At 68.8% G+C, this 15331-nt stretch carries 17 protein-coding genes; 15 read left to right on the forward strand and 2 right to left on the reverse strand.

What is annotated here, in order from left to right:
* Positions 1-85: 85 nt before the first annotated feature.
* From ACK41C_RS07740 to ACK41C_RS07750, 3 genes are read left to right on the forward strand one after another with little or no spacing between them, the layout of a single operon-like run.
* A complete protein-coding gene (locus ACK41C_RS07740; protein ID WP_409652391.1) occupies positions 86-1366 on the forward strand; it encodes a cytochrome P450 in 1281 nt (426 codons plus the stop codon).
* Positions 1363-2391 (forward strand): phosphotransferase family protein, encoded by a 1029-nt coding sequence (locus tag ACK41C_RS07745; protein ID WP_409652394.1) that lies wholly within the window; start codon positions 1363-1365, stop codon positions 2389-2391. The genes ACK41C_RS07740 and ACK41C_RS07745 overlap by 4 nt, the downstream gene beginning before the upstream one ends.
* An 8-nt stretch (positions 2392-2399) precedes the next feature.
* Positions 2400-2795: a hypothetical protein gene (locus tag ACK41C_RS07750; RefSeq protein ID WP_409652396.1), complete on the forward strand. Its 396-nt coding sequence runs from the start codon at positions 2400-2402 to the stop codon at positions 2793-2795.
* On the opposite strand, the gene ACK41C_RS07755 is transcribed toward ACK41C_RS07750, so the two are convergent.
* Entirely contained in the window at positions 2792-3868 is a 1077-nt protein-coding gene (locus ACK41C_RS07755) for an acyl-CoA dehydrogenase family protein (protein WP_409652399.1), read from the reverse strand. The genes ACK41C_RS07750 and ACK41C_RS07755 overlap by 4 nt on opposite strands.
* Positions 3869-3872: 4 nt before the next feature.
* Positions 3873-5066 carry an acyl-CoA dehydrogenase family protein gene (locus tag ACK41C_RS07760; RefSeq protein ID WP_409652401.1) on the reverse strand — a complete coding sequence of 398 codons (1194 nt, stop codon included), beginning with the start codon at positions 5064-5066 and terminating at the stop codon, positions 3873-3875.
* A gap of 463 nt (positions 5067-5529) precedes the next feature.
* Between ACK41C_RS07760 and ACK41C_RS07765 the strand changes: the two genes are divergently transcribed.
* The 12 genes from ACK41C_RS07765 to ACK41C_RS07820 are packed head-to-tail and all read left to right on the forward strand — an operon-like array spanning position 5530 to position 15323.
* The gene (locus ACK41C_RS07765; RefSeq protein WP_409652404.1) at positions 5530-7449 is read left to right on the forward strand and encodes a methyl-accepting chemotaxis protein; all 1920 of its coding nucleotides are present in this window, start codon (positions 5530-5532) and stop codon (positions 7447-7449) included.
* A 33-nt stretch (positions 7450-7482) separates the two neighbouring features.
* Positions 7483-7779, forward strand: coding sequence for an STAS domain-containing protein (locus ACK41C_RS07770; RefSeq protein WP_409652406.1), 297 nt, complete (start codon positions 7483-7485; stop codon positions 7777-7779).
* Positions 7776-8141 (forward strand): response regulator, encoded by a 366-nt coding sequence (locus ACK41C_RS07775; RefSeq protein ID WP_409652409.1) that lies wholly within the window; start codon positions 7776-7778, stop codon positions 8139-8141. The genes ACK41C_RS07770 and ACK41C_RS07775 overlap by 4 nt, the downstream gene beginning before the upstream one ends.
* A 35-nt stretch (positions 8142-8176) precedes the next feature.
* Positions 8177-10549 (forward strand): chemotaxis protein CheA, encoded by a 2373-nt coding sequence (locus ACK41C_RS07780; protein WP_409652412.1) that lies wholly within the window; start codon positions 8177-8179, stop codon positions 10547-10549.
* A gap of 12 nt (positions 10550-10561) precedes the next feature.
* Positions 10562-11032, forward strand: a complete 471-nt coding sequence (locus ACK41C_RS07785) for a chemotaxis protein CheW (RefSeq protein WP_409652414.1) — start codon at positions 10562-10564, stop codon at positions 11030-11032.
* Entirely contained in the window at positions 11029-11922 is an 894-nt protein-coding gene (locus tag ACK41C_RS07790) for a CheR family methyltransferase (RefSeq protein ID WP_409652416.1), read from the forward strand. The genes ACK41C_RS07785 and ACK41C_RS07790 overlap by 4 nt, the downstream gene beginning before the upstream one ends.
* Positions 11919-12959 (forward strand): chemotaxis response regulator protein-glutamate methylesterase, encoded by a 1041-nt coding sequence (locus ACK41C_RS07795; RefSeq protein WP_409652419.1) that lies wholly within the window; start codon positions 11919-11921, stop codon positions 12957-12959. Before ACK41C_RS07790 ends, ACK41C_RS07795 begins: the two co-directional genes overlap by 4 nt.
* Positions 12959-13348, forward strand: coding sequence for a response regulator (locus tag ACK41C_RS07800; RefSeq protein WP_409652422.1), 390 nt, complete (start codon positions 12959-12961; stop codon positions 13346-13348). The genes ACK41C_RS07795 and ACK41C_RS07800 overlap by 1 nt, the downstream gene beginning before the upstream one ends.
* Complete coding sequence (locus tag ACK41C_RS07805) at positions 13345-13905, forward strand: chemotaxis protein CheD (RefSeq protein ID WP_409652424.1); 561 nt, start codon at positions 13345-13347, stop codon at positions 13903-13905. The genes ACK41C_RS07800 and ACK41C_RS07805 overlap by 4 nt, the downstream gene beginning before the upstream one ends.
* On the forward strand, positions 13905-14270 hold the full coding sequence (locus ACK41C_RS07810; RefSeq protein WP_409652427.1) for a hypothetical protein: 366 nt from the start codon (positions 13905-13907) through the stop codon (positions 14268-14270). The genes ACK41C_RS07805 and ACK41C_RS07810 overlap by 1 nt, the downstream gene beginning before the upstream one ends.
* A gap of 10 nt (positions 14271-14280) precedes the next feature.
* Positions 14281-14877 (forward strand): response regulator, encoded by a 597-nt coding sequence (locus tag ACK41C_RS07815; RefSeq protein WP_409652430.1) that lies wholly within the window; start codon positions 14281-14283, stop codon positions 14875-14877.
* On the forward strand, positions 14874-15323 hold the full coding sequence (locus ACK41C_RS07820; RefSeq protein WP_409652432.1) for a hypothetical protein: 450 nt from the start codon (positions 14874-14876) through the stop codon (positions 15321-15323). Before ACK41C_RS07815 ends, ACK41C_RS07820 begins: the two co-directional genes overlap by 4 nt.
* Positions 15324-15331: the final 8 nt, after the last annotated feature.

The following is a 15331-nucleotide window of genomic DNA, read 5'->3' on the forward strand; positions in this document are numbered from 1 at the left end:
CCAAGATAACAAGACAAGGGAGGATGGGTTTTGCTTACCCGACGTAAGTTTACCTTGCGTCCGGCGGGCGAAGCCTGACAGCCAGATGGGCGTCACCACACACCGCATTCCCGACGAACACGCGACCGTGCTGGTCGATCCGGCCGCCTATGCCGACGGCCGCATTCATGAAACCTATGCTTGGCTTCGGGAAAAGGAGCCGTTCGGCGTGGCCGAGGTGGAAGGCTTCGATCCGTTCTGGGTGGCGACACGCCATGCCGACATTCTGGAGATCAGCCGGCAGAACGCCCTCTTCCACAATGGCGACCGCTCCACCGTGCTCACCAACAAGGCCGCCGACCAAGCGGTGCGCAAGATGATGGGCGGCAGCCCGCATCTGGTCCGCAGCCTGGTGCAGATGGATGCGCCCGACCATCCGAAGTACCGGGCGCTCACCCAGGCCTGGTTCATGCCGCCGAACCTGCGGGGGCTGGAGGATCGCATCCGCGGCATCGCCCGCAAGGCGGTGGACAAGATGGTCGAGACCGGCGGCCAGTGCGACTTCGTGCGCGAGGTGGCGCTGCACTACCCCCTCCACGTCATCATGGAGATCCTGGGCGTCCCGGAGGAGGACGAGCCGCGGATGCTGATGCTGACCCAGGAGCTGTTCGGCGCCTCCGACCCGGAACTCGGGCGCAAGGCCGATCCCGACGCCGACATGACCAAGCTGATCGCCGAGGGGGTGGTCGCCGACTTCTACGCCTATTTCGCCAAGCTATCGGCCGACCGGCGGGCCAATCCACGCGACGACGTGGCCACGGTGATCGCCAATTCCACCATCGACGGAGCGCCGATCTCCGAGCTGGAGGCGATGAGCTACTACATGATCGTCGCCACCGCCGGGCACGACACCACGTCCTCGTCGACCGCGGGGGCGCTTTGGGGCCTGGCCGAGAACCCGGGCGAGTTCGCAAAGCTCAAGGCCGACCTGTCGCTGATCCCGAGCCTGGTCGACGAGTCCATCCGCTGGACCACACCGGTGAAGACCTTCATGCGCACGGCCACGGAGGACACCGAGTTCGCCGGCCGGGCGCTCGCCCGCGGCGATTGGATGATGCTCTGCTACGCCTCGGGCAACCGCGACGAGGCGGTGTTCGACGAGCCCCAGGCCTTCCGCGTCGACCGCAAGCCCAACAAGCACCTGGCCTTCGGGTATGGCGCGCATCTGTGCCTCGGGCAGCATCTGGCCAAGATGGAGATGCGCATCCTTTGGGAGGAGCTGTTGCCGCGGTTGAAGAGCGTGGAGCTGACCGGCGAGCCGAAGATGTCCCAGGCGGTTTTCGTCAACGGCCCCAAGACCCTCCCCGTGCGGTTCACACTGCAGTGACGGCGTCCCTGGAGAGCCGGCTGGCGGCCTATATTGCGGGCCGGATGCCGCAGGCGCGGGACGTGGTCGCGCGCGGCCTCACCCGGATATCCGGCGGGGCCTCGCGGGAGACCTATCGCTTCGTGCTGAGCTGGACCGACGGGGCCGGCGCCGCGCGCGAACGCAAGCTGATCCTGCGGCGAGACCCACCGGATTCCCTGATCGACACCGAGCGCCGGATCGAGTTCGAGGCCTACCGCGCCTTCCACGGTTCGGCCGTGCCCGTGCCGGAGATGCTGTGGCTGGAGGAGGAGAGCGGCGCCCTCGATCATCCGTTCTTCGTCGCCGAGGAGATCGCGGGCTTTCAGGCTTCGCCCCAGGTGCTGCTGGGCGGCCAGTATGACGCGGTCCATACGCGCCTGGCGGAGCGGAAATGGACGATCCTCGGCGAGATCGCCAAGGCCGACCCGCAAGGCCTGGGCCTGGCGGAGGTGATGGAGCCTGTCGCCCTCGACGCGTGCTGGAAGCGCGAGCTCGACTATTGGGAAGGGGTGATCGACGCCGATCAGTCGGAACCCATGCCGATCATCCGCGCCGCCATCCGCCGCCTGCGGGCCGAGCCGCCGCCGCCGGCCCAGAAGCTCTCGGTTGTGCATGGCGACTACCGGACCGGCAACTTCCTCTATGACGAGGCGGGCGAGATCCACGGGGTGCTGGACTGGGAGATGGCCCATCTGGGCGATCCGCTGGAGGACCTGGGCTGGAGCCTCAATTCGGTCTGGACGTTCGGCCGCCCGCTGGCGGGCGGGCTTGCGCCTCGGCAGGACGCCGTCGCCGCCTGGGAGCGGGCCAGCGGCCTGGTCGCCGATCCGAAAGCGCTCTGGTGGTGGGAGCTCTTCAACTGTGTGAAGGGGCAGGCGATCTGGGTCTCCTCGGCCCGGGCCTGGCTCGATGGCGGCAACCGCGAGCCGATCATGGTCTATCCGCCCTGGGCCCTGCAGAACGCCCAGGACCGCGCCGCCCTGCAAGTGATGGGACGCCTATGACGCCTGCCGTGCCCGCTGTCCTGGCCGAACTCGCCGGCCTTCTGGTCCGCAACGCCGAGCCCGAGGTCCCCCCGGCCGATCGCGCCGGCGCGCTCGGACTGTCGGCGGCGCTGCTGGCCATCGCCGCCGAGGTCTGGGACGGCATGGCCGACCGGCTGGCGGAGGAGAACCGCGCCCTCCGCGCCCTGTTGGCTCGCGACCCTGCGGTCGCCGAACGGGCTGGAGAGGCGGGCGCGAGCCTGCGGATCTCGGCTCTCAAGGCCGAGAACGATCGCCTGCGCGAGGCGCTGATCGAGCTGCACGTGGCGGCGGAGGCGCGGGGAGATGCGGACCTGATCGAAGCGATCTGGGCCGAACTCGTGGCCTCTACAGAGCGGCGCCGGCTGATGGCCTCGCCTGTCTAGGCCGCCAGGCCTTGCATCTGCGCGGCCAGGCGGCGCACTCGCTCGGGGCCGCCGAGCAGCTGGCGATCCAGGCCGATGCGCTTGAACCAGTAGTGCAGGCCAAGCAGGTCGGTGATGCCCATGCCGCCGTGGACCTCGGTCGCTGTGCGCGCGATGAAGCGGCCGATTTCCGACAGATGCGCCTTGGCGTGGGCGGCGACGAGGGAGGCCTCCTCCGGCGCCTCGTCGAAGGCGTAGGCGGCGTACCACACGAGGGAGCGGGCGGGCTCCAGCTCGGCGGCCATCTCGGCGCACATGTGCTTGACCGCCTGGAACGAGCCGATCACCCGGCCGAACTGCTTGCGTTCCTGGGCGTAGGCGACCGCCTTGGCGATCATGGTCCCGGCGGCGCCAAGCGTATCGGCCGCCAGCAGCGTCCAGCCGGCGTCCCGCAGGCGGGGGAGCACTTCCCCAAGCGGTTCGGCGGGGACCTTGTCGAACTGAAGCTCGCCGAGCCGGCGTGTCAGGTCGATGGTGGTCATGGCGTAGCGCGAGAGCCCCGGCGCGTCGCCCCGGACGAGGTGCAGGCCGCCGTCGCCGTCGGCCACGACGAAGAGGCCGGCGGAGAGGGCGTCGGTGACGAACAGCGCCTTGCCGCTGAGCTTGCCCCCGGAGACGGTCACCCCTGCGCCGTCGCGGGCGCCGGCGACGGGCTCGGCGATCGCTGCGCCGGTCACGACCTCGCCGGCGGCGATCCTGGGCAGCCATTCGCGCTGCTGGTCGGCGGAGCCCCCGAGCCGCAGGGCCAGGGGTGCGAGCACGCAGGCGCCCAGGAAGGGGCCGGGGGTCGCGGCGGCGCCGAGGGCTTCGGCGGCGAGAGCGGCGTCCAGCAGCGACAGGCCGAGCCCGCCGAACTCCTCGGGTATGAGCATTCCCGGCAGGCCGAACTCCACGAGCAGGCTCCAGACGTCCCCGGCCGCGTCATTCGGATCGGCGGCGTAGGCGCGGACGCGGTCCAGCGGAACCTTCTCCGCCAGCGCACGGGCGAGGCTTTCCTGCATCAGCCGCTGATCGGGGGCGAGAGAGAAGTCCATCGCGTCAGGCCTTTGCAAGCTTGGGTTCGCGCGGCAGGCCAAGGCCGCGTTCGGCGATGATGTTCTTCTGGATCTGGGCCGTGCCGCCCCCGATGATCAGGCCCAGGTCGAACATGTAGTTCCGCTGCCAGCTTCCGCCGGCGCGGAGGTGCGGCCCGTCTTCATAGAGGACGCCGAGCTCGCCCAACGCATCGATGGCCAGGGCTGCGATCTGGTGGTTGAGCTCGCAGCCCTGCAGCTTGACCACCAGCCCCGCCAGGCCCGGCGGCTCCCCGGTCATCGAGGCGGTCAGCAGGCGCAGGCCGTTGAACTTCATCGCCAGAACCCGGGCCTGCAGCTGCATCAGGCGGTCGCAGAGCATCGGATTGTCGATCAGCCGTTCGCCGCCGACCGTTTCGGTCTTCATCAGCTCGATCAGGGCGTGCAGCCGCGCCTCGGTGGCGTTGGGGTCGCCCAGCATGCCGCGCTCGTGCTTCAGGGTGGCGTTGGCGACGAACCAACCCCGCCCGCGCCCGCCGACCACCGCGCTCTTAGGCACCCGGACGTCGGTGAAGAACACTTCGTTGAACTCCGCCGAACCGGTCATGGTCTTCAGGGGGCGCACCTCGATCCCCGGCGTCTTCATGGAGAAGAGCAGGTAGGAGATGCCGTCGTGCTTGGGGGCGTCAGGTTCGGTGCGAACCAGGCAGAAGATCATGTCGGCCTGGGCCGCCGTGCTGGTCCAGATCTTCTGGCCGTTGATCACGAAGTCGTCGCCCTCCTCCACCGCCCGGGTCTGAAGGGAGGCGAGGTCGGAACCCGCGCCCGGCTCGGAATAGCCTTGGCACCAGATCGTCTCGCCGCGCAGGGTGGGGGCGATCCAGCGGCGCTTCTGCTCCTCCGACCCCACTTCCAGCAGGGTGGGCACGAGCATGGAGATGCCCTGGTTGGCGAATCCGCGCGGGGCGCCGGCGCGGGTGAATTCCTCGGCGATGATGCGCGCCTTCAGGATGTCGGGCTCGGCGCCGTAGCCGCCATATTCCTTCGGGATCGTCCGCGCCGCATAGCCGTGCTCGATCAGCAGCGCCTGCCACTCCATCGCCGCGTCCCGCGGGCGCTCGACGCCGGCGCCGGGCGCGTAGCGGTCGCGATGCGCCTGCAGGAACCGGCGCACCTCCTCCCGGAACGCCTGCATCTCCGGCGTCAGTCTCAGGTCCATGGCGTGTCTCCCCGCGGTTCTACGACCGCAGCGTCATGGTCTCAGGCCTGACCCGGCGGAAGGGAAGCGGCCGGCGTGCGCGAATGAAGAACACGTTACGCAAGCGGCCTATACTTCAGCTGTGCGGTTCTACTTTCGGGTGCGGGCGCGAGGCGGTTCTTCCATAGCGGCGGAGCGGTTGTGTGGCAGGTTGTCGCATAAACCATCGTCGAACCAAATTTCTCTAAATGACTCAAGCCGTTTCGGCCTCGAGGCCTCGGCCTCGGTAACTCTTTTTTCAAGACGCCCGGCTTACCCAGGCTTGAGGAGCCGGGGGAGGCTTTCGGACCGGCTCGATTCGCTTCCAAGTATTGGAAGGCCAGAGTCGAGTAACAAGAAGTTTGAAAGCCGCTTTCCCGCATTCCACAAATTATACGTGAGCGAGATGACCTCTCGTTCGCGATAAGTTGCCGAGGAAGAGGTCATGTCGTTCAACAATCTGAAGATTTCGCGCAAGCTCACGATCGGCTTCGCTGCGACGACCTTGGCCATGGGCGTGATGGGCGGGTCGATGTACCTGAACCTGCGGTCGCTCGACCAGGCGCGGATCGCCGTGGCCGAAGGCCAGAAGACGCTGGCGGCGCTGGAGGCGGCCAAGTTCTACCTTTCCCGCCAGGAGAACAGCTTCCGCGGCTTCCTGCTCTCGCAAGACCCCTATTATGTGGAGCGGATCGAACGGCATCGCGGCAACTTCAAGAAGCAGCTCGCCGGGGCCCGCGAGCTTCTCACCGACACGGCCGACGGGGCCGCCAAGGTCGACGAGATCGTCGCCGCAGCCGACAAGTGGCACGCCGAAATCGTCGAGGCCGGCAAGGGCATGGTCGGCGACCCCGAGACCCTGGCCGAAGCGATTCGCATGATCGGCCCCGACGGCAAGGCCGACACCCTGATCGCCCCGGCGGAAGACGGCATCGAGGCGCTGGTCGAGGCCGAGACCGCGGTGATGGAGGCGCTCAGCGCCAAGCAGGTGGCGGCCAAGCGATTCGCCGACCTGTCCCTGGCGCTCGGCATCGGCATCGCGTTGGCTCTGTCGGTGGCGCTGGGGCTGGTGCTGACCCGCACCGTGGCCGGGCCGGTCACCGCCATGACGCGGGCCATGCGCCGGCTGGCCGAGGGCGACTTCACCATCGACGTCCCGGCGACCGGCCGCAAGGACGAGGTCGGCGAGATGGCCAAGGCCGTGGTGGTCTTCAAGGAGGCGGGCCTGGAGAAGCTGCGCCTCGAAGGCATGACCGCCGAGCAGCGCAAGGCCGCCGAGGAGGAGCGCGCGCGGGTGGAGGCGGCTAAGGCCGCCGCGGCCGCCGAGCAGGCCGCCGTCGTTTCAGCGCTGGCCGAGGGACTGTCGCGCCTGAGCTCCGGCGACCTGACCTATCGCCTCGCCCAGCCGTTCCCGGCCGATTACCGGCAGCTGCAGGACGACTTCAACGCCGCCATGGGCCATCTGCAGGACGCCATGGTGGTGGTGGCCGGCAATGTCTCGGCCATCCGCAGCGGCTCGAGCGAGATCTCGACCGCCGCGGACCACCTCTCGCGCCGCACCGAACAGCAGGCCGCGAGCCTGGAGGAGACCGCCGCGGCGCTGGACGAGATCGTCGCCACGGTCCGCAAGTCGGCCAGCGGCGCCAAAACCGCCGCGGAGATGGTGGTGGCCGCGCGCGGCGACGCCCACACTTCGGGCGAAGTGGTGCAGCAGGCGGTCTCGGCCATGAGCGCGATCGAGGCTTCCGCCCAGGAGATCAGCCAGATCATCGGGGTGATCGACGAGATCGCCTTCCAGACCAACCTTTTGGCCCTGAACGCCGGCGTCGAAGCGGCCCGGGCCGGCGACGCAGGCAAGGGCTTCGCGGTCGTCGCTTCGGAAGTCCGCGCGCTCGCCCAGCGCTCGGCCGAAGCCGCCAAGGAGATCAAGACCCTCATCTCCGCCTCGACGGCCCAGGTCGGCTCGGGCGTGCGGCTGGTGGGTGAGACCGGCCAGGCCTTGCAGCGGATCGTCGGCCGCGTGGCCGAGATCGACGGCCTGGTGACCGAGATCGCGGCCTCGGCCCAGGAGCAGTCCACGGCGCTCGCCCAGGTCAACATCGCCGTTAACCAAATGGACCAGATGACTCAGCAGAATGCGGCCATGGTCGAGGAATCGACCGCCGCCAGCCGAGCGCTGGCCAACGAGGCCGAGACGCTGGCTTCGTCGGTCTCGCGCTTCCAGGTCGGCGAAACCCGCATGGCCGCAAAGGCTCCGCCGGCGAGCGCCCCGCGCGCCGCCGCGCCGCAGCTGAAGCGGTCCAGCCGGGACGGCGCGGCCGTGCGCAAGCCCGAGCCGGACGCCGACGGGTGGGAAGAGTTCTAAACGCCGCAAAGCGGCCGAAGGGGATGTAAAGCGATGTCGACGCCAGCCGAGCCCGCCGAGGTGAGCCTGCCGCCGGTTCTCGACCTGCAGGCGGCCGAGCCGCTCCGGGCCGAGCTCATGGCGCTCCGGGGCCGCCCCCTGGCCCTGGACGCCTCCCAGGTGACCCGCCTTGGCGGCCTCTGCCTGCAGGTTTTGATGTCGGCGCGTAAAATCTGGGTCGAAGACGGCGTGTCCTTAAGGGTGAATCAACCGTCTTCAGGCTTTTCAGAGCAACTGGCTGCGTTCGGGAATCCCGAAATCCATTTCGAGCCCGAGGGGGGACTTTCGTGAGCAAGACCGTTCTGACCATCGACGATAGCCGCACCATGCGGGAGATGCTGAACCACGCGCTGGTGCAGGCGGGCTACACCGTGCTGCAGGCTGTGGACGGCGTGGAGGGCCTGGAGGTCCTGCAAGCCCAGGGCGCCGACGTGGTCATCACCGACATCAACATGCCGCGCCTGGACGGCTTCGGCGTGATCGAAGGCGTGCGGGCCGATCCGAATCACCGCGCCACGCCGATCCTGGTGCTGACCACCGAGAGCGACGCGGCCAAGAAGGAGCGCGCTCGCGCCGCCGGCGCCACCGGCTGGATCGTGAAGCCCTTCAATCCCGTCAAGCTGGTCGAAGCCGTCCGCCGCGTCGCGGCGTAGCCGCAAGCGCGTCACCACCCAACCGGAGCGTCCCGTTGGATCCGTTCGAGAGCATCAAGGCGACCTTCTTCCAGGAGTGCGACGAGCTCCTGACGGACGCCGAACAGGGCCTCCTTTCGATGGAGGCGGGCGACGCCGATCCGGAGACCATCAACGCGGTCTTCCGAGCCGTGCACTCCGTCAAGGGCGGCGCCGGCGCGTTCGGGCTCGAAGACCTGATCCGCTTCGCCCACGTCTTCGAAACCGTCATGGACGAGCTGCGCTCGGGCCAGATGGACCTGACGGATGACGTGGCCAAGACTCTGCTGCGGGCTTTCGACGTGCTGGCCGACCATGTGGCGGCGGCGCGCGACGGCGGTCAGGTCGACGAGGGCCGCTCCGCCGGCATGCTCACCGAACTGAAGGCGCTGATCGGCGACGACGGCGTCGACGACGAACCGCTGGGCGAGGACGAGGACTTCGGCTTCGTTCCCATGGCGGTTAGCATCGACGAGGAGTCCGCCGCCGGCGACGCCGCCCCGGCCTTCGATCCCACCCCGGCACCCGAACCCACGGTGGAGGCCGCGCCGGCCGCGGCCACCTGGCGGGTCCTGTTCGCGCCGAAATCGGAAATGTACGCCAAGGCCAACGAGTCGGGCCTGGTCCTGCGCGAGCTCGCGCGGCTGGGCGAGACCGAGGTCACGTTCGACGACAGCGCTCTGCCGCCCCTCGACCAGCTCTCCGCCGAGGCGGCCTACCTGCGCTGGACCGTGCGGCTAACCACCGAGGCCGACGAAGCGGCCATCCGCGAGGTCTTCGAGTTCGTCGAGGACGATTGCGAGATCGAGATCGTCTGCGAGAGCGGCTCCAGTTCGTCACCCTCGCCTCCCTCCGGCGGCGGCGGCCCGCGCAGCGACGACGACCTGGCCAAGGCGTCGGCCGACGCCCCGCTGGACCTGGAAGCCCTGCTAGCCCGCGTCCAGGGCGGGGCGTCGACGGAGCCCTCCGCGGAACTCGCTCCGCCGGAAGCCCACGCCGCGCCCGAACCTGGGCCGGAACCGGTGGAGCCGGAGCCTGCGCCTGAACCCGCCGCCGACGTCGCATCGTTGATCGCCCGCGCTCAGGCGGAGGCTCCGAGCCTCGCCGCCGCCGCGCCCAAGCCGGCGCCGGCCGCGAAAGCCGCGCCCGCCGCGGCCCCGGCCGGGCAGCCGGCCGCCGCGCCCGCCGCCACCATCCGGGTCGATCTCGACCGGGTGGACCGCCTGATCAATGCCGTGGGCGAACTGGTCATCCAACAGGCCATGCTGTCCCAGCGCGTGCTGGAAAGCGGCCTGGCGCGCTCGTCCAACGTGGCGCTAGGCCTGGAGGACCTAGAGCTCCTGACGCGCGAGATCCAAGATAGCGTCATGGCCATCCGCGCCCAGCCGGTGAAGTCGGTCTTCCAGCGCATGCCGCGCCTGGTCCGCGAGGTCGCCGACATGGTCGGCAAGCGGGTCAAGCTGATCATGGACGGCGAGAACACCGAGGTGGACAAGACCGTCATCGAGCGGTTGACCGACCCGATCACCCACATGCTCCGCAACGCCATCGACCACGGCCTGGAGACGCCCGAGCAACGGGCCGCCGCCGGCAAGCCGGCCGAGGGCGTGGTCCACATGCGCGCCCTCCACCGCGGCGGCCGCATCGTGATCGAGATCGAGGACGACGGCCGCGGCATCAACCGCGAGCGTGTCCGCGGCATCGCCGTTTCCAAGGGGCTGATCGCCGAAGACGCGGTGCTGTCGGACGAGGAGGTCGACAACCTGATCTTCCTGCCGGGCTTCTCGACCGCCGAGACCGTGTCCGACATCTCCGGCCGCGGCGTCGGCATGGATGTGGTCCGCCGTTCGATCTCCGCCCTGGGCGGACGCATCTCCATCTCGTCCGAGCCGGGTCGCGGCTCGAAGTTCACCATGTCCCTGCCGCTCACCCTTGCGGTGCTCGACGGCATGGTGGTGACCGCCGCCGAACAGACCCTGGTGGCCCCGCTGTCGGCCATCGTCGAGAGCCTGACGCCCAAGGCCGAGGATGTACACTATGTCGGCGGCAAGGACGCGGTGATCCGGATCCGCGAGACCTTCGTGCCGCTGATCGACGTGGGCGTGGCGCTGGGTTTCCGCGACACGGCGATCCCGCCGGCTTCGGGCGTCGCGGTGCTGGTGGAGAGCGAAGGCGGGGGCAAGGCGGCCCTGCTGGTCGAGGCGATCCAGGGCCAGCGTCAGGTGGTGATCAAGAGCCTGGAGGCGAACTACCAGCAGATCGACGGCGTGGCCGCGGCCACCATCCTGGGCGACGGACGCGTGGCGCTGATCCTCGACGTCGACGCCCTGGTCACGACCCAGCACCGGCGCAAGCCGGCGCCGCGGCCCGAAAAGCGCATGGCAGGATAAGGCAGGACAACGATGAGCGATCCCGTCACCCACATCGCCGCCGGCCACCGCCGGGAACTGATCGCCTTTCGCATCGGTGATCAGGAATTCTGCGTCGACATCATGCAGGTGCGTGAGATCCGCGGCTGGACGCCGGCCACGCCCCTGCCCAGGACGCCCTCCTACATCAAGGGGGTGATCAACCTGCGCGGGGCGGTGCTGCCGATCGTCGACCTGGGCGCGCGCCTAGGCTTGGCGACCACCGAACCCACAGCCCGGCACGTGATCATGGTGGTCAATGTGGGCTCGCGCACGCTCGGCCTGCTGGTCGAGGCCGTCTCCGACATTATCAATCTCTCCGACGACATGGTGCAGCCGACGCCCGACATCGCCTGTGATCAGGTGAAGAGCTTCGTGAAGGGCCTGTTCGCCATCGACGGCCGGATGATCAGCCTGATCTCCCTCGACAGGGTGCTGCAGGAGACGGAAGCCGAGGCCGCATGACAACGCTCGCCGATCCGCGCGGTCAGGGGGGCGCCGGGGCCGGACTGGTCGAAGGCGAGTTCCTGTTCACCGCCGAGGACTTCAAGAAGATCGCCCAGATCCTGCACAGCCACGCGGGCATCGCGCTCAGCGAGGGCAAGGCGGCGCTGGTCTATTCGCGCTTGGCCAAGCGCCTGCGCTCGCTCGGTCTGCGCTCCTTCCGCGACTACTGCAAGCTGGTCGAAGGCGCCGAGGGCGTCGACGAGCGCCAGGCGATGATGGCGGCGCTCACCACCAACGTGACGCGCTATTTCCGCGAACCGCATCACTTCGAGCACCTGCGCGACCATGTGCTGCCGCCGTTGGTGGAGCGTGCGCGCCGCGGCGGCCGCGTGCGCCTGTGGTCGGCGGCCTGCTCGAACGGGCAGGAACCCTATTCGATGGCCATCACCGTGCTGGCGGCCCTGCCCGAGGCGGCTGACCTGGACGTGAAGATCCTGGCCACCGACATCGACCCCAACATGATCGCTGAGGGCAAGGCCGGGGTTTATCGCGAGGACGCCGTGGCCCCGGTGCCGCTGGAGCTGCGCCGCAAGTGGTTCCGCAAGGTGCAGGCGGGCGCCGAAACCCGCTGGGGCGTGGCCGACGAGCTGCGCCGACTGGTCGCCTTCCGCGAACTCAACCTGATCGGCGACTGGCCCATGCGGGGCCGGTTCGACGCCATCTTCTGCCGCAACGTCGTGATCTATTTCGACGAGCCGACCCAGGAGCGCATCTGGAGCCGGTTCGCCCCCGCCCTGGAGCCCGGCGGCGTGCTCTATATCGGCCATTCCGAACGGGTCACCGGCCCCGCTGCGGCGCAGTTCGAGACCGTCGGCCTCACCACCTACGCCTTGAGGAACGGACGATGACCGTCGGTGTCCTGATCGTCGACGACAGCGCCACGATGCGCGGCCTGCTGGGCGCGACCCTGAAGCGCGACCCCGAAATCGAGGTGCTGGGCTTCGCCAACGACCCGATCGAGGCGCGCGAGCTGATCAAGAAGCTCAATCCCGACGTGGTCACCCTGGACGTCGAGATGCCGCACATGAACGGCATCGAGTTCCTGGAGAAGATCATGCGCCTGCGGCCGACGCCGGTGGTCATGGTCTCCACCCTGACCCAGAAGGGCGCCGATATCACCATCGAGGCGCTGGAGCTCGGCGCCGTCGACTGCATCGGCAAGCCGGTAGGCGGTGTGACCGCCCAGGAAGCCTTCGCCGACCTGACCACCAAGGTGAAGGCTGCGGCCCGCGCGCGAGTGAAGCCCTATGCCGGCCCTGCCGCGCCCGTGGAGCGCGACGGCGCCTATCGGGCGGCCAGCGACCTCGTCCTGGCGATCGGCTCCTCTACCGGGGGGGTGGAGGCGCTGATGACCATCCTGGCCCACTTTACCGACGCCTGTCCGCCCACCGTGGTGACGCAGCACATGCCGGGCACCTTCACCCGCAGCTTCGCCGCCCGCCTGGACCGGGTCTCCGGCGCGACCGTGACCGAGGCGCGCAACGGTGACCGGCTGCAGACCGGCCACGTCTACATCGCCCCCGGCGGCGAGGCCCACATGGAAGTGATCTCCGCCGGCCAGCCGACCATCCGGTTGCGGCAGAGCGAAGCGGTGAACGGCCACCGCCCTTCGGTGGACGTGCTGTTCGACTCCGTGGCGAAGCTCAATCGCCCTTCGGTGGGCGCGATCCTCACCGGCATGGGCCGGGACGGCGCCCAGGGCCTGCTGGCCATGCGCCGGGCAGGCGCCCGGACGCTTGGGCAGGACGAGCCGTCCTGCGTCGTCTACGGAATGCCGCGCGCGGCCTACGAAATCGGCGCGGTCGAAAAGCAGGTCGGGCTCTCCCGTATGGGTCCGGCCCTACTCTCCCTCTGCGCCGCCGCAGAGTGGCAAAGGAGCGCATGATGCCTGCGGCAGCATCCATCAAGACCCTGATCGTCGACGACCAGCAGACCATGCGTTCGCTGATCCGGACGAGCCTGCACGCCCTGGGGATCAACCAGACGCGCGAGGCGCCCGACGGCGAGGAGGCCCTGCGCGCCATGCTGGCCGCGCCGGTGAACCTGGTCATCACCGACTTCAACATGCCCAAGCTGGACGGGCTTGGTCTCCTGCGGGCGATCCGCGCCCACGGGCCCACCTCCAAGACGGCGGTCATCATGCTGACCGGCCGCGCCGACCGCGAACTCGTGCAGCGCGCGGTGCAGTTCGGCGTCAACAACTACCTGGTGAAGCCGTTCACCACCCAAACCCTCAAAGAAAAAATCGAAGCGGTGTTCGGCCCCCTCACATGATCGTCGAGAACGTCTCCAAACGGCCGGGCAAACGGATCCATGTGGTGCAAGGCGAGCACTGCATATCGAGCGATCCGGACGTGCTGCTGACCACGATCCTGGGGTCGTGCGTCGCCGTCTGCATGCGCGATCCGGTCCGCGGCGTGGGAGGCATGAACCACTTCCTTCTGCCCGAAGGTAAGGCGGAGGGGCTGGACGAGAGCCGCCGCTACGGCGCCTACGCCATGGAACTGCTGATCAACGATCTCCTGCGCGCCGGCGCGCGTCGTGAGCGGCTCGAGGCCAAGCTGTTCGGCGGGGCCCGGATGTTCGGCGGTCTTTCCGACGTCGGCGCCTCCAACGCCGCCTTCGCCGAGAAATTCCTGCGCGACGAAGGGATTCCCGTGGTCGGATCGAGCCTGGGTGGTTTCGAGGCCCGCCGCGTGCAGTACTGGCCGACCTCTGGCCGGGCGCAACAAAGAACCGTCACCGATAACGCGGAGCTAACCCGTTTGAGCGAACCTGTTCGCGCAAAGCCCGCGCCCGTCGAGGACGAAGGGGCTGTGGAGCTGTTTTGATGACGCAAGCCGCCGCGCCTGTCCTGGCCCCCGACGTGCTGGCCTCGATCGCCAGCGAGTTGGAGCATGCCGGCGAGTTGTGCGACCGGTTGGAGACGCTGGTCACCCAGCTGGTGCGCGCCAGCCGTGGCGAACCCCTGGCCATCGCCCTGCACGAGGCCCAGACGCTGGACGTGCTGACCCAGCACCTGGCCGCACTCGCCCACTTCACGCGCCGGCTGGCCAGCCAGTCGCCGCAGGAAGGCTACGACCTGAGCGAGGCCGTCTCGGGCGTGACGCTCGGAGATCTGGCCAACCGCCTGGCCCGGATGACGCACGCCGCCGAGGCGGTGCGCGCCGACGCCGGCGACCTCGATCTGTTCTGACGGAGCCGCCGTGGCCCTCGACCCGCAGATCCGGATCAATCTCGACCGCTCGGTCGTGCTGCTTGTCGAGCACAACTCCCAGGCGCTCGAGGCGCTGAACGCCATGTTCCGCGGCTTCGGCGTGCGCAAGCAATTCAAGTGCGGCTCGGGCTCCGAGGCCATGCACTATGTGAAGACACAAGAGCTCGATCTCATCGTCACCGACGCCTCCATGCCCGACATGGACGGCTACGACTTCATCCGGTGGTTGCGGCGCGAGGCGCCCGAACATGCGCGGTTCACGCCGGTCATCCTGCTGACCGGCCATGCGGCGCGCTCGATGGTGGAGAAGAGCCGCGATTCCGGGGCCAATTTCGTGGTGGCGCGACCCTTCACGCCCGAGGTCCTGCTGCAGCGGATCTTCTGGGTCGCCAAGGATGAGCGCCAGATGGTGGTGGCCGAGAACTATGTGGGCCCGGACCGCCGCTTCAAGAACCTGGGGCCGCCGCTGGGCATGAAGGGCCGCCGCAAGGACGACCTTTCGGCCCATGTCGGCATGGCGACCGATCCCAATCTCGATCAATCCGATATCGACATGCTCCTCAAACCGACGCGGGTGCAGCTGTGAGCGACGCCGAATTCGTCAAGGTGAAGTACCGCCTGACCGACCAGGTCGCCCGCCCCGGCGGCATGACCGCGGGGCTGGCGAGCGAACGCGCCGCGCGCGAGCTCGCCGCTCATGCCGGGGACGCCATGAAGTCGCTCGGCGCGATGATCGGCCGCCTGGAGGTGATGTGCCAGGAGAAGAGCGCCAGCCTGGATTCGGTCTACGAGGAAGGCTCCACCATCCTCGACATCGCCGGCATGTTCAACAAGCGCACCCTGTGCGATGCGGCCTACAGCCTATGTGAACTGGTCGATCGCCAGCGTACGCACGGCCGTCAGGACTGGGCCTCGATCGGCGTCCACGCCAACGCCCTGCGCCTGCTCTGGACCAAGGACGGGACCGATCCGGAACAGCTCAAGACCGTGGTCGACGGGCTCTGGGCGATCACCGACCGCCTCAACCCTTAAGGAGCGGC

Source organism: Phenylobacterium sp. (assembly GCF_046290725.1).
Lineage (GTDB): Bacteria > Pseudomonadota > Alphaproteobacteria > Caulobacterales > Caulobacteraceae > Phenylobacterium.

Bases quoted from the DNA above. Each gene is read 5' to 3' on its own strand.
- ACK41C_RS07770 (WP_409652406.1), top strand. From the start codon at position 7,483: ATGTCGACGCCAGCCGAGCCCGCCGAGGTGAGCCTGCCGCCGGTTCTC.
- ACK41C_RS07785 (WP_409652414.1), top strand. From the start codon at position 10,562: ATGAGCGATCCCGTCACCCACATCGCCGCCGGCCACCGCCGGGAACTG.
- ACK41C_RS07800 (WP_409652422.1), top strand. From the start codon at position 12,959: ATGCCTGCGGCAGCATCCATCAAGACCCTGATCGTCGACGACCAGCAG.
- ACK41C_RS07760 (WP_409652401.1), bottom strand. From the start codon at position 5,066: ATGGACCTGAGACTGACGCCGGAGATGCAGGCGTTCCGGGAGGAGGTG.
- ACK41C_RS07755 (WP_409652399.1), bottom strand. From the start codon at position 3,868: ATGGACTTCTCTCTCGCCCCCGATCAGCGGCTGATGCAGGAAAGCCTC.
- ACK41C_RS07790 (WP_409652416.1), top strand. From the start codon at position 11,029: ATGACAACGCTCGCCGATCCGCGCGGTCAGGGGGGCGCCGGGGCCGGA.
- ACK41C_RS07805 (WP_409652424.1), top strand. From the start codon at position 13,345: ATGATCGTCGAGAACGTCTCCAAACGGCCGGGCAAACGGATCCATGTG.
- ACK41C_RS07765 (WP_409652404.1), top strand. From the start codon at position 5,530: ATGTCGTTCAACAATCTGAAGATTTCGCGCAAGCTCACGATCGGCTTC.
- ACK41C_RS07795 (WP_409652419.1), top strand. From the start codon at position 11,919: ATGACCGTCGGTGTCCTGATCGTCGACGACAGCGCCACGATGCGCGGC.
- ACK41C_RS07740 (WP_409652391.1), top strand. From the start codon at position 86: ATGGGCGTCACCACACACCGCATTCCCGACGAACACGCGACCGTGCTG.
- ACK41C_RS07810 (WP_409652427.1), top strand. From the start codon at position 13,905: ATGACGCAAGCCGCCGCGCCTGTCCTGGCCCCCGACGTGCTGGCCTCG.